The sequence below is a fragment of the Agromyces tropicus genome (assembly GCF_039531345.1).
GTDB lineage: Bacteria > Actinomycetota > Actinomycetes > Actinomycetales > Microbacteriaceae > Agromyces > Agromyces tropicus.
This window is the reverse complement of sequence record NZ_BAAAPW010000001.1, coordinates 461813-475041: the sequence shown is the minus strand read 5'-3', so window position 1 is coordinate 475041 and position 13229 is coordinate 461813. Positions and strand designations below refer to the sequence as shown.

13 protein-coding genes are annotated in these 13229 nt (G+C 71.3%); 11 read left to right on the top strand and 2 right to left on the bottom strand.

Features of this window, described 5'->3' with window-relative positions:
* Positions 1-1341 (bottom strand): aminotransferase class I/II-fold pyridoxal phosphate-dependent enzyme, encoded by a 1341-nt coding sequence (locus ABD230_RS02225; RefSeq protein ID WP_344369134.1) that lies wholly within the window; start codon positions 1339-1341, stop codon positions 1-3.
* A gap of 122 nt (positions 1342-1463) precedes the next feature.
* Between ABD230_RS02225 and pdxS the strand changes: the two genes are divergently transcribed.
* The 11 genes from pdxS (at position 1464) to ABD230_RS02170 (ending at position 12568) form a co-directional block, all read left to right on the top strand.
* Positions 1464-2354: a pyridoxal 5'-phosphate synthase lyase subunit PdxS gene (gene pdxS / locus ABD230_RS02220; RefSeq protein ID WP_344369133.1), complete on the top strand. Its 891-nt coding sequence runs from the start codon at positions 1464-1466 to the stop codon at positions 2352-2354.
* Entirely contained in the window at positions 2348-2992 is a 645-nt protein-coding gene (gene pdxT, locus ABD230_RS02215; RefSeq protein WP_344369132.1) for a pyridoxal 5'-phosphate synthase glutaminase subunit PdxT, read from the top strand. The genes pdxS and pdxT overlap by 7 nt, the downstream gene beginning before the upstream one ends.
* Positions 2993-3089: 97 nt before the next feature.
* Complete coding sequence (locus tag ABD230_RS02210; RefSeq protein ID WP_344369131.1) at positions 3090-3803, top strand: hemerythrin domain-containing protein; 714 nt, start codon at positions 3090-3092, stop codon at positions 3801-3803.
* Between the two features lie 116 nt (positions 3804-3919).
* Positions 3920-4681, top strand: a complete 762-nt coding sequence (locus tag ABD230_RS02205; protein WP_344369130.1) for a YebC/PmpR family DNA-binding transcriptional regulator — start codon at positions 3920-3922, stop codon at positions 4679-4681.
* A gap of 5 nt (positions 4682-4686) precedes the next feature.
* Positions 4687-5316: a crossover junction endodeoxyribonuclease RuvC gene (gene ruvC / locus ABD230_RS02200; protein WP_344369129.1), complete on the top strand. Its 630-nt coding sequence runs from the start codon at positions 4687-4689 to the stop codon at positions 5314-5316.
* Positions 5313-5933: a Holliday junction branch migration protein RuvA gene (ruvA, locus tag ABD230_RS02195; RefSeq protein WP_344369127.1), complete on the top strand. Its 621-nt coding sequence runs from the start codon at positions 5313-5315 to the stop codon at positions 5931-5933. The genes ruvC and ruvA overlap by 4 nt, the downstream gene beginning before the upstream one ends.
* The gene (gene ruvB / locus ABD230_RS02190) at positions 5930-6967 is read left to right on the top strand and encodes a Holliday junction branch migration DNA helicase RuvB (RefSeq protein ID WP_344369125.1); all 1038 of its coding nucleotides are present in this window, start codon (positions 5930-5932) and stop codon (positions 6965-6967) included. Before ruvA ends, ruvB begins: the two co-directional genes overlap by 4 nt.
* 68 nt (positions 6968-7035) lie before the next feature.
* Complete coding sequence (gene yajC, locus ABD230_RS02185; RefSeq protein WP_344369124.1) at positions 7036-7413, top strand: preprotein translocase subunit YajC; 378 nt, start codon at positions 7036-7038, stop codon at positions 7411-7413.
* Positions 7414-7473: 60 nt separating this feature from the next.
* Positions 7474-9216 (top strand): protein translocase subunit SecD, encoded by a 1743-nt coding sequence (gene secD, locus ABD230_RS02180; RefSeq protein ID WP_344369122.1) that lies wholly within the window; start codon positions 7474-7476, stop codon positions 9214-9216.
* Positions 9216-10229: a protein translocase subunit SecF gene (gene secF / locus ABD230_RS02175; protein ID WP_344369121.1), complete on the top strand. Its 1014-nt coding sequence runs from the start codon at positions 9216-9218 to the stop codon at positions 10227-10229. The genes secD and secF overlap by 1 nt, the downstream gene beginning before the upstream one ends.
* Positions 10230-10303: 74 nt before the next feature.
* Positions 10304-12568 carry a RelA/SpoT family protein gene (locus tag ABD230_RS02170; protein ID WP_344369120.1) on the top strand — a complete coding sequence of 755 codons (2265 nt, stop codon included), beginning with the start codon at positions 10304-10306 and terminating at the stop codon, positions 12566-12568.
* On the opposite strand, the gene ABD230_RS02165 is transcribed toward ABD230_RS02170, so the two are convergent.
* A complete protein-coding gene (locus ABD230_RS02165; RefSeq protein ID WP_344369119.1) occupies positions 12547-13122 on the bottom strand; it encodes a type IV toxin-antitoxin system AbiEi family antitoxin in 576 nt (191 codons plus the stop codon). The two genes, ABD230_RS02170 and ABD230_RS02165, sit on opposite strands and share 22 nt — an antisense overlap.
* Between the last annotated feature and the right edge of the window lie 107 nt (positions 13123-13229).

Sequence of the window (13229 nt, the reverse complement as noted above, 5' to 3'; positions counted from 1 at the left end):
TCATTCCATCCCCGCGACGACGAGCCGGCCGCCCGCGGCGCGGACGGCCGCCGCGACGTCGGCGGCGAGCCGCTCCGCGTCGGCGTCGGACAGGTCGTGCACGGTCAGCCGCAGTCGATGGGCGGCGGGCTCCTCGGCCAGGGCGAACTCGTCGCCCGCGCGCACCAGCCAGCCGCGGCGCATGAGCTGCTCGGAGACGTCGCGCGCCGGAACCGGCAGCGGCACCCACAGGTTCAGGCCGTCGCCGGCCTCCGCCGGCACGCCGAGGTCGGTGAGGCGGGCGGCGAACACGGCGTTGCGAGCGGCGTAGTGCGCGCCGGCGTCGGCGATCCCGGCGACCACCTCGGGGTCGGTGACGAGGGCGAGCGCGAGCCGCTGGAGGAGATGGCTGACCCACGTCGTGCCCGGGCTCAGGCGCATCGCGAGGCGGTCGGCGGTCTCCGGGTCGGATGCCGTGACGGCGAGGCACATGTCAGGACCGAGGAACTTCGACACCGATCGCACGAGCGCCCACCGTCGGTGCTCCGGCCCGATGATGGAGCGGAACGGGCTGCGGGACAGCATCGAGAAGTGGTCGTCCTCGATGACGAGCACGTACGGGTGGTCGCGCAGGACCGCGCGCAGTTCCTCCGCGCGGCGCTCGGTCAGGCTCGCGCCCGTCGGGTTCTGCGCGCGCGGCGTGCACACGACGGCGCGCACGCCCTGGTCGAGCGCGGCGCGCAGCCCGTCGACCGTCATGCCCTCGTCGTCGACCGGGACCGGCACGGGCCGGTAGCCGCCGACGCGCACCGTGTGGATGCTCGTCAGGAAGCACGGGTCCTCGAGCGCGACCGCGTCGTCGCGGACGAGGGCCTGGGCGAGGAGCCGCTCGACCGCGTCGGCCGCGCCGCTCGTGATGGTGAGGCGCACGTCGGTGGGCATGAGGTCCGCCGACATCCACTCGCGCGCCCATCGCTCGAGGCCCGGGTCGATGAGGGGCTCGCCGTACAGCACCGGCCGGCCCGCCATGCCCGCGAGGGCGCGTGACGGGTCGGGGATGCGCTCGGGGTCGGGGTTGCCGGTGGCGACGTCCCGCAGCACGCTGTCGGCGGCGAAGCCCTCCTGGGCCACGGCGGAGCGATCGGCCACGTGCGTGCCGCCGCGGCCGCGGGTGACGACGACGCCGGCCGACGTGAGCTGCCGGTACGCCGCGACCGCGGTATTGCGGTTCACGCCCAGGTGGTCGGCCAGGTTGCGCACGGGCGGCAGCGAGTCGCCGGGCCGGAGGGCGCCACGCTCGATGAGCGCGCGGACGCTCGCGGCGATGTCGGCGGCTGAGCGGCCGGTGATCTCGAGGGTCATGTCACGATCCGATACGGGTCGAACTGCAGGGTCCGCTCCATGCTATCTTTTGGCCTAGGCCAAGCAAGCGCCTTGTCCGAGAAGTTGCGCGATCGCGCGTCCTCCGTCGAAAGGGAATCACGATGAGCACTGCCGAGATCGGCTCGAGCCGAGTCAAGCGCGGCCTCGCGGAGATGCTGAAGGGCGGCGTCATCATGGACGTCGTCACGCCCGAGCAGGCCCGCATCGCCGAGGACGCCGGTGCCGTCGCCGTCATGGCGCTCGAGCGCGTGCCCGCCGACATCCGCGCCCAGGGCGGCGTCGCCCGCATGAGCGACCCCGACCTCATCGAGGCGATCATCGCCGAGGTCTCGATCCCCGTCATGGCGAAGGCCCGCATCGGCCACTTCGTCGAGGCGCAGGTGCTGCAGGCGCTCGAGGTCGACTACATCGACGAGTCCGAGGTGCTCTCGCCGGCCGACTACGTCAACCACATCGACAAGTGGGCGTTCACGACCCCCTTCGTCTGCGGTGCGACCAACCTCGGCGAGGCCCTCCGCCGCATCAATGAGGGCGCCGCGATGATCCGCTCCAAGGGCGAAGCCGGCACCGGCGACGTCTCCGAGGCGACCAAGCACATCCGGAAGATCACGAGCGAGATCAACCAGCTGAAGTCGATGACGCGCGACGAGCTCTACGTCGCCGCCAAGGAGCTGCAGGCGCCGTACGAGCTCGTCCTCGAGGTCGCGGAGACCGGCAAGCTCCCCGTCGTGCTGTTCACCGCGGGCGGTGTCGCGACGCCGGCCGATGCCGCCATGATGATGCAGCTCGGCGCCGACGGCGTGTTCGTCGGCTCCGGCATCTTCAAGTCGGGCAACCCCGAGCAGCGCGCGGCCGCGATCGTGAAGGCGACCACGTTCTACGACGACCCGAAGGTGATCGCCGAGGTGTCGCGCGGTCTCGGCGAGGCCATGGTCGGCATCAACGTCGCCGACCTCGCGGCGCCGCACCGCCTCGCCGAGCGCGGATGGTGACCCTCCGCGACGAGTCGCAGGGCCTGACGGATGCCGCCGGCCCGACCGTCGGCGTCCTGGCGCTGCAGGGCGACTTCCGCGAGCACGCCCGCGTGCTCGCCGGCCTCGGGGCGCGCATCGTGCTGGTGCGCCGCCCTGAGGACGTCGAGGGCATCGACGGTCTCGTCATCCCCGGCGGCGAGTCGACGGTGATGGACAAGCTCTCCCGATCGTTCGGCGTCGCCGATCCGCTGCGGCGCCGGATCGCGGAGGGCCTGCCCGTCTACGGCACGTGCGCGGGCCTCATCATGCTCGCCGACACGCTGCTCGACGGCATCCCCGGGCAGCAGAACCTCGGCGGCCTCGACGTCGTCGTGCGCCGCAACGCGTTCGGATCGCAGAACCAGTCGTTCGAGACCGACCTCGACATCCCCGTGCTCGGCGAGCCGCCCGTGCGCGCGGTGTTCATCCGGGGACCCGTCGTCGAATCCGTGGGGGAGCGGGCGGCCCCGCTCGCCGCGCTCGAGGACGGCCGCGTCGTCGCCGTCGAGCAGGGCAACCTCGTCGGCACGAGCTTCCACCCCGAGATCCTCGGCGACCACCGCTTCCACGCCTACTTCCTCGGCAAGGTGCGCGAGGCGGTCGCCGCGGCGGCGTAGTCTCGCCGGTCCGCGGGCCGATCGGCTCCGTCCGGCGCGTCGGCGATCAGTGACGCCACGGATGCCGCGACCCTCGCCGTCGGCTTGCATCGCCGTCATGACCACGCGACTGCCCAGCACCTCCGACTCCCTGCCCGACGGCGAGGCACCCGGGTGCGACACCTCCGACATCCTCATCGTCCACCGCATCTTCCGGTGGGGCTTCCGGGAGATGCCGCGGCTCGTCCGCGACGCGACGCCCGGCGACCTCGCGCGCACCACGGTCGTCGCGGACGCGGTCGACCTCGTCACCCTCGGACTCCACGTGCACCACGAGGGCGAGGACGCCATGCTCTGGGATCCGATCGAGGCGCGACGCCCCTCGTGCGCGCTGACCGTCGGCCTCATGCGCGAGCAGCACCGGCACGTCGCGGCGCTCCTCGGCCGCGTGGGCCCGCGCGTGGTCGACTGGCGCGAGCGCGCGGACGCCGACGCCGCCGAGGCGCTCGCTGCGGCGCTCGACGACGTGGGCGTCGCCCTCGGCGTCCACCTCGGGCAGGAGGAGGACGAGGTCGTCCCCGTCGCCGCCGAGGTGCTCAGCCAGCGCGAGTGGGACGCGATCGGCGAGCACGGACGGGAGAGCTTCCCCAAGGACGGCATCCCGATCCAGCTCGGACTCATGATCGACGCCGTCCCCGAGGCGGATCGTGCCGACTGGCCCCGCGAGCACCTGCCGGCGCCCATACGGCTGCTCTGGGCGATCCTGCTCCGACGCAGATACGCCGCCTGGCAGCGGGCCCTGTTCCCGGAGGGCATGCCGGCCATCGCGTGAGCCCGATGGCACCGGCGTCCGTCGTCCCGCGGCCCGGGCCGCGCGCGTGCGCGCCCCGGGCCGACGGGCGTGCTGGCCTAGACTGTCGTGGTACTGATCACCGTGACGGGAGAGGCATGTCCGGGCATTCCAAGTGGGCGACGACCAAGCACAAGAAGGCGGTCATCGACGCGCGCCGTGCGAAGTCGTTCGCCAAGCTCATCAAGAACATCGAGGTCGCCGCGAAGCTCGGCGGCGCCGACCTGGCGGGCAACCCGACGCTGTACGACGCCGTGCAGAAGGCCAAGAAGACCTCGGTCCCGAACGACAACATCGATCGCGCGATCAAGCGCGGCGCCGGCATCTCCGGCGAGAGCGTCGAGTACATGAACATCATGTACGAGGCGTACGGTCCCAGCGGCGTGGCACTCATGGTCGAGTGCCTCACCGACAACAAGAACCGCGCGGCGGCCGAGGTGCGCACGGCGCTCTCGCGCAACGGCGCCACCCTGGCCGACCCGGGCTCGGTCGCCTACAACTTCTCGCGCAAGGGCGTCATCGTGGTCTCGGGCGAGGGCACGACCGAGGACGACGTCATGATGGCGGCGCTCGAGGCCGGCGCCGAGGAGGTCGAGCCGCACGCGCAGGGCTTCGAGGTCGTCACCGAGGCCTCCGACCTGGTCGGGGTCCGCACTGCGCTGCAGGACGCGGGGCTCGACTACGAGTCCGCCGACGTCGAGTTCGTGCCGAACCTCAAGGTCGAGATCGACGCCGACACCGCGAAGAAGGTCTTCCGCATCATCGACGCCCTCGAGGACAGCGACGACGTGCAGAACGTGTACAGCAACTTCGACCTCACCGCCGAGGTGCAGGCCGAGCTCGAGGCGGACTCGGAGTAGCGGCGGTGCGGGTCCTCGGCATCGATCCCGGGCTGACCCGCTGCGGCGTGGGCGTGGTCGACGTCGCGCCCGACCGCTCGGCGCGCCTCGTGGACGTCGTCGTGCTGCGCTCGCCCGCCGACCTCGCGACGCCCGCACGGCTCGAACGCATCGCGGACGGGCTCGAGGCGATCATGGAGGAGCACCGGCCGAACGCGGTCGCCCTCGAGCGGGTGTTCGCGCGCAGCGACGTCTCGACGATCATGGGCACGGCCCAGATCTCGGGCGTGGCCATGCTGATCGCGTCGCGTCGCGTGCTCCCGGTGGCCCTGCACACGCCCAGCGAGGTGAAGGCGGCGATCACGGGCTACGGGCGCGCCGACAAGAAGCAGGTCGGGGCCATGGTCGCGCGCATCCTCGGGCTCGAGGCCGTGCCGAAGCCGGCGGATGCCGCGGACGCGCTCGCGCTCGCGATCTGCCATGCCTGGCGCACGGGAGGTGCGGCCGGCGCTGCGGTCGCGGACGCGGCGGCGGGGTCCGCCCGCGGGTCGCGATCGGACGGCTCGGGCGCGCCGCTGACGCCTGCGCAGCGTGCGTGGCTCGCCGCGGAGCGTGCCGCGACCGTGTCGGGGGCAGCCCGTAGGGTGAGGGAGTGATCTCCTCCCTCCGCGGTCGCGTGCTCCAGGCCTCCGGCAGTTCCCTCGTGGTCGAGGTGGGCGGCGTCGGCTACCTCGTGAACGCGACGCCCGCGTTCGTGCTCGCGAGCCGCGAGGGCGACGAGGTGCTCGTCCACACGTCCCTCGTCGTGCGGGAGGACTCGCTCACGCTCTTCGGCTTCGCGACGCGCGACGAGCTCGAGGTGTTCGAGTTGCTGATCGGCGTCACGGGCGTCGGCCCCAAGTCGGCGCTGGGCGTGCTCTCCGCCATGTCTCCGAGCGACATCGCGCGCGCCGTCGAGGCCGACGACGACGCGGCCTTCCGGCGGGTGAGCGGCATCGGGCCGAAGACGGCCAAGCTCATCACGGTCTCGCTCGCGGGCAAGGTGGTCGCGCCCGTCGCGGCGGCGCCCGGCGCGCCCGTCGCCACCGGCGGCGTCGCCGACGACGTGCTCGCCGCGCTCACGGGCCTCGGCTGGTCCGAGAAGCTCGCCGGCGAGGCGCTCGCCGAGACGCTCGAGACCGCCGACGAGAGCGCATCGGCCTCCGTGCCCGTGCTCCTCCGCCTGACGCTCGCGCGACTCGGCCCCGCGCAGCAGGGGGCCCGCGCCCGATGAGCGACGACGACCTGACCGATCCCCAGCTCGCCTCCGAGGCCGAGCTCGCGTTCGAGGGCGCGCTGCGACCCAAGAGCCTCGGGGAGTTCGTCGGGCAGACACGCGTGCGGGGGCAGCTGCAGCTCCTGCTCTCCGCCGCGGCGATGCAGCAGCGCACGCCCGACCACATCCTGCTCGCCGGACCGCCCGGCCTCGGCAAGACGACGCTCGCGATGATCGTCGCGCACGAGGGCGGCCGACCGCTGCGCATGTCCAGTGGTCCCGCCATCCAGCACGCAGGAGACCTCGCGGCGATCCTGTCCTCGCTCGTGCCCGGCGAGGTGCTCTTCATCGACGAGATCCATCGCATGGCCCGCTCCGCGGAGGAGATGCTGTACCTCGCCATGGAGGACTTCCGCATCGACATCATGGTCGGCAAGGGCGCCGGCGCGACGTCGGTCCCGCTCGATCTCGCGCCGTTCACCCTCGTCGGCGCCACCACGCGCGCGGGCCTGCTGCCCAATCCGCTCCGCGACCGCTTCGGCTTCACGGCCCACCTCGAGTTCTACGACGAGGCCGAGCTGGAGCAGGTGCTCGGTCGTGCGGCCGTCATGCTCGGGCTCGACATCGACGGGCCCGCCATCGCCGAGATCGCCGGCCGGTGCCGCGGCACGCCGCGCATCGCGAACCGACTGCTCCGGCGCGTGCGCGACTACGCGCTCGTCCACGGCGGGCGTGCCGACGTCGAGGCGGTCCGCGCCGCGCTCGACCTGTACGACGTCGACGCGCTCGGGCTCGACCGGCTCGACCGGGCGGTCATGCTCACCATCCTCACGCGGTTCGGCGGCGGCCCCGTCGGCCTCAACACGCTCGCGGTGTCCGTCGGCGAGGAGGCCGAGACGATCGAGGCCGTGGTGGAGCCGTTCCTCGTCCGGATCGGCCTGATCACGCGCACGCCGCGCGGTCGCATGGCCACGCCGATGGCCTGGCGTCACTTCGGGCTCGTGCGCGAGTCGGAGGACGCCGGGGCGACGCTGCCCATCGATGACCTATAATCCTTTGAGGCTCCGGCCGCCCCGCCCCTGATCGTGCGCCGCGCGCACACTGGAAGGTTTCCCTCCCCATGGCCCTTGATCCGCTGACTCTCATCATGCTCGCCGTCCTGGCGGTCCTGATCTTCTTCATGTTCCGGAACTCGCGCCGGCGACAGGCCGAGGCGCGCGAACTGCAGACGAAGGTCGTGCCCGGGGCGAAGGTCATGACGAACTTCGGGGTGTTCGGGACCATCCTCGCGATCGACGAGGACGAGAACCAGGTCGAGCTCGAGTCGTCGCCCGGCACCGTGCTCACCGTGCACCGCCAGACGATCTCCCGCGTCGTCGAGCCCGTCGAGGAGCCCACGGTGTCCTCGACGCCGGTCGAGGGCGAGCCGGAGTTCGGCGAGCGCGTCGACGACGCGCCGAACGACGAGACGCCCGACGCCAAGAAGTCGGACGACTAGGCACACCCACCGCTCTGCCCGCGCGATGATGCGCGGGCTCCCTGCAGAGAAGGCACAACCGTGGCTGCACCATCCAAGCGGTCCTCGCGACCGACGCCCGTCCGCAAGGCGGTGCGCTCCCTGACCTGGCTCGGCGTCCTGATCGTCGCGCTGTTCGGCATCAATGCGGCCGGCGTGATCTGGGGCGGCGGCTCCTGGACGCCGAAGCTCGCCCTCGACCTCGAGGGCGGAACGCAGATCATCCTCGCGCCGCAGCTCGCCGACGGCGAGACGGTGTCGCAGGAACAGCTCGACCAGGCCGTGTCGATCATCCGCCAGCGCGTCGACGCGTCCGGCGTGTCCGAGGCCGAGATCACGACGCAGGGCGGCGAGAACGTCGTCGTCGCGATCCCCGGCGAGCTCGACGAGCAGACGCGCAACCGCATCGAGTCGTCGGCCAAGCTCGAACTGCGGCCGGTGCTGCTGGCGGATGCCGCCACCAACCAGTCGATCGACCCGAGCGAGAGCCCCGAGCCGACCGACGGCGCCGACGAGGAGCTGTCGGCGACGCCGACCGTCGAGCCGACGGACGGCAGCGACCCGAACTGGATCACGCCTGCGCTGCAGGACGAGTTCGACACGTTCGACTGCGGCAGCCTCGACGAGGGCGACACGAACGTCGCGCCGTCCGACGAGCCGCTCGTGACGTGCGACACGACGCGCACGATCAAGTACCTGCTCGGCCCGGTCGAGGTCAGCGGCGAGGACATCGTCGACGCGACCAACGGCATGGTGCAGACCCAGACCGGCGCCACGACCGGCCAGTGGGCGGTCAACATCGTCTTCAACGACCGCGGCACCGAGGAGTTCGCGAAGGTCAGCCAGCGGCTGTTCGCCCTCAACGGCCAGACGCCGCGCGACCAGTTCGCGTTCGTGCTCGACGGGGCCGTGCTCTCGGCCCCGCAGATGAACGGCGTCATCACCGACGGCCGCCCGCAGGTGACCGGCAACTTCACGCAGGAGTCGTCGAAGGCCCTCGCCGACCAGCTGAAGTTCGGCGCGCTGCCGATCAGCTTCGAGGTCCAGTCCTCCGACACGATCTCGGCCACGCTCGGAACCTCGCAGCTCCAGTCCGGCCTCATCGCGGGCATCATCGGCCTGCTCCTGGTCGTGATCTACACGCTGTTCCAGTACCGCGCACTCGGCACCGTGACGATCGCGTCGCTGATCATCGCGGGCATCCTCACCTACCTGACGATCACGATCCTGTCGTGGCGCGAGGGCTACCGGCTCTCGCTCGCCGGCATCGCGGGCCTGATCGTGGCCATCGGCTTCACCGCCGACTCGTTCATCGTGTACTTCGAACGCGTCCGCGACGAGCTCCGCGACGGTCGACCCCTCGTCGGCGCCGTCGAGGCGGGCTGGAAGCGCGCACTGCGCACGGTGCTCGCGTCCAAGGGCGTGAACCTGCTCGCCGCCGTCGTGCTGTTCATCCTCGCGGTCGGCAGCGTGCGCGGCTTCGCGTTCACGCTCGGTCTGACCACGGTCATCGACGTCATCGTCGTGATCCTCTTCACCCACCCGATGCTGCAGCTGCTCGCGCAGACGCGCTTCTTCTCGAGCGGCCACCCCTGGTCCGGCCTCGACCCGCAGGCGCTCGGCGCCGTCTACCGCGGCCGTGCCGAGTTCCGCAGGCCCGTCGCCGTCCCGGCGAAGAAGGTCGCGTCAAGCTCGCGCGAGGCGCAGAAGCGACAGACGATCGCGGAGCGCAAGGCGGCACAGGCCGACGCCACCGTCGGCGCCGGCGAAGGCAAGGAGTCCTGATGGCCAACCGGCTCACCACGTTCGGAAACGACCTCTACACCGGGAAGCGCTCGTTCAACTTCGTCGGCGGCCGCCGCAAGTGGTACGCGATCGCCGCGGTGCTGATCATCCTGTCGCTGCTCATGCCCGTCGTGCGCGGCTTCAACTTCGGCATCGAGTTCCGGGGCGGCTCGCAGTTCCAGATCTCCGGCGTGCAGGAGGCGACGCAGCAGCCCGCGATCGACGCCGTCGCCGACGTCGCGCCCGAGACCGTCGCGCGCGTGACCATCGTCGGCGAGGACGGCGTGCGGGTGCAGACCGACCAGCTCGAGCAGGCCCAGGCCCGCGAGCTCACGTCGGCGCTCGCCTCCGCCTACGGCGTCCCGGAGACCGAGGTGACGTCCTCGTTCATCGGCGCGAGCTGGGGAGCGGACGTCACGAGACAGGCGATCGTCGGCCTCCTGGCGTTCCTGCTGCTGGCGGCGATCATCATGGCGCTCTACTTCCGGACCTGGAAGATGTCGCTCGCCGCGATCCTCTCGCTCCTCGGCGACCTCATCGTGACGGCGGGGGTCTACGCCGCCGTCGGCTTCGAGGTCACGCCTGCGGCGATGATCGGCATCCTGACGATCCTCAGCTACTCGCTCTACGACACGGTCGTGGTGTTCGACAAGATCCGCGAGAACACCAAGGAGGACGGTCAGGAGTCGCGACGCACGTTCGCCGAATCGGTGAACCTCGCGGTCAACCAGACGCTGGTCCGGTCGATCAACACGAGCGTCGTGGCGGCCCTGCCGGTCGCGGCCATCCTCTTCATCGGTGCGGGCGTGCTCGGCGCCGACACCCTGCGTGACATCTCGCTCGCACTGCTCATCGGCATCATCGTGGGCACCTGGTCGACGGTCTTCATCGCGTCGCCGCTGTACTCGCAGCTGCGCGAGGGCGAGCCGGCGATCAAGCGCCACGACCAGAAGGTCCTGAAGGAGCGCGAGCGCGCGGGCGGGTCCACCTCGGAGGCCGTCACCATCGGCTGAGCGGGTCGATGGGGCCCCGTGGTCACCGCATGCCTCGGAAGCGGTGATAATTGAGGTCTGGAGGTGCGGGGCCCATGACCGAGACCGGTGTCAACTCGACGGCGTCACTGCGCCGCCTCGTGCCTCGGATCTTCTCGAAAGCGCTTCCGGCGGGCGCGGTGGACGGCGTCATGCGCACGGTCCGCATGCACCACCCGAAGGCCGACCTGACGGTCATCGAGCGGGCCTACACGGTCGCCGAGCGGGCGCACGAGGGCCAGAAGCGCCGCAGCGGTGAGCCCTACATCACCCACCCGATCGCGGTGTCGCAGATCCTCGCCGACCTCGGCATCGGATCCAAGGCGGTCGCCGCGGCGCTGCTCCACGACACGGTCGAGGACACCGCTTACACGCTCGACCAGCTCCGCGTCGACTTCGGCGACGAGATCGCGATGCTCGTCGACGGCGTCACCAAGCTCGACAAGGTCAAGTACGGCGACTCGACCCAGGCCGAGACCGTCCGCAAGATGATCGTCGCGATGTCGAAGGACATCCGCGTGCTGATCATCAAGCTGGCCGACCGGCTCCACAACGCCCGCACCTGGGGCTTCGTGCCGGCCGAGTCGGCCGCGCGGAAGGCGACCGAGACCCTCGAGATCTACGCGCCGCTCGCGCACCGACTCGGCATCCAGACCATCAAGTGGGAGCTGGAGGACCTCTCGTTCGCCGTGCTCTACCCCAAGCTGTACGCCGAGATCGAGAGCCTCGTGAAGCAGCGCACCCCGCAGCGCGAGGAGTACGTGCAGTCGGTGATCGACCTGGTCTCCGAGGACCTCAAGGCCGGGCGCATCCGCGGCAAGGTGGTCGGGCGACCCAAGCAGTACTACTCTATCTACCAGAAGATGATCGTGCGCGGGCGCGACTTCGACGACATCTACGACCTCGTCGGCATCCGCGTCCTGGTCAATTCGGTGCGCGACTGCTACGCCGTGCTCGGCTCGATCCACGCCCGCTGGACGCCGGTGCCCGGACGCTTCAAGGACTACATCGCGACCCCGAAGTTCAACCTCTACCAGTCGCTGCACACGACAGTGATCGGGCCGAAGGGTCGCGCGGTCGAGATCCAGATCCGCACCCACGACATGCACCAGCGCGCCGAGTACGGTGTCGCGGCGCACTGGAAGTACAAGGAGCGGATGGCCTCGGGCGGCACCACCCGGACCGACGGCGCCTCGACCCGCGGCGACGCCGACATGGCCTGGCTCGCCCACATCTCCGACTGGCAGGCCGAGACCACCGACCCCGGCGAGTTCCTCGACTCCCTGCGCTTCGAGATCGGCGCGAAGGAGGTCTACGTCTTCACGCCGAAGGGCCGCGTCATCGGCCTGCCCGCCGGTGCCACGCCGGTCGACTTCGCGTACGCCGTGCACACCGAGGTCGGGCATCGCACGATGGGGGCGAAGGTCAACGGCCGGCTCGTGCCGCTCGAGAGCGAGCTCACGAGCGGCGACGTCGTCGAGGTGTTCACCTCGAAGAACCCCGACTCCGGTCCGAGCAAGGACTGGCTGAACTTCGTCAAGAGCCCGCGTGCGCGCAGCAAGATCCGCCAGTGGTTCACCAAGGAGCGGCGCGACGAGGCGATCGAGCACGGACGCGACGCGATCGCGCGCGCGATGCGCAAGCAGAACCTCCCGCTGCAGAAGCTCATGAGCCAGGAGTCCTTCGCCGAGGTCGCGGCGCAGCTGCGCTACGACGACGTCTCGGGGCTGTACGCCGCCGTGGGCGAGGGCCACGTCTCCACGCAGTCGGTCATCGAGAAGGTCGTGGCGCTCGTCCGCGACGACGACGAGTCCGAGGAGCCGGAGCTGCCGGCCATCCCGGTCCGCTCCCGTCCGCTGCCGCGGACCAGCGACTCGGGCGTGCTCGTGCGCGGCGCCCCCGACATCCTCGTGAAGATCGCGCGGTGCTGCACGCCCGTGCCCGGCGACGACATCGTCGGCTTCATCACGCGGGGCTCGGGCGTCTCGGTGCACCAGGCGTCGTGCCACAACGTGCAGTCGCTCCTGCGCGAACCCGACCGGATGATCGACGTCGAGTGGGCGCCGAGTTCGAAGAGCGTCTTCCTCGTGCAGATCCAGATCGAGGCGCTGGACCGCGCCGGCCTGCTGTCGGACGTGACGCGGGTCCTCAGCGAGCACCACGTGAACATCCTCTCTGCGAACGTGTCGACGTCGACGGATCGCCTCGCGATCAGCCGGTTCGTGTTCGAGATGGGCGACACCACGCACCTCGACCGCGTGCTGAACGCGGTTCGCCGGATCGACGCCGTCTACGACGTCTACCGCGTCAGCGACGGCTGATCGAGGACGGCGCGCACGGCGGCGTCGAGCCGTGCCAGCGCGAGCGCCTTGTGCGGCATCCGGTGCGCCCGCTCGATGCGACGTCGTGCGCGGTCGCCGGCGTCGGCATCGATGGCGAGCAGGCCGCGGACGAGCTCTTCGACCCCCGGAGCCGCCGTGGGATCCCGGACGAGGTCGTGGATCGTGCGCTCGGGCGTCGTGCAGCGGATGCCGCCGATGACGGCGACCTCGTGCGCCTCGATCGCGACCTCGCGCAGCTGCAGGGCGGGGGAGAGCCCGCGCATCGACACCCGATCGCTGTGCGACACGCAGCACTCGACGACGGGCGGAGGCGACGGCAGCGCGCCGTGCACCCACGCGGCCGTCCGCCGCTCGAGGATCAGGCCGGACGGGATGGCGGCGGCCGCCGCCGCGGCCCGCAGCGCGGGCAGGTCGGGCTCGTCGACCGGGCACCAGCCGTCGCCGATGCGCATGAGCTCGCCGTCGATGCGCGCGGCGCAGAGTTCGGCGAGCGGCAGGTCGCCGTCGCCCAGGACGGCGGGGAGTCGGGTCATGGCACCAATGGTGCGCCATCCGTCGCCCCCGCAGGGCCGGAAGCCCCTGCCTTGTGGACGGCGGGACGCCCCGGTCTCCCGTGGAGGGGCGCCGACCGGGGCGAGCC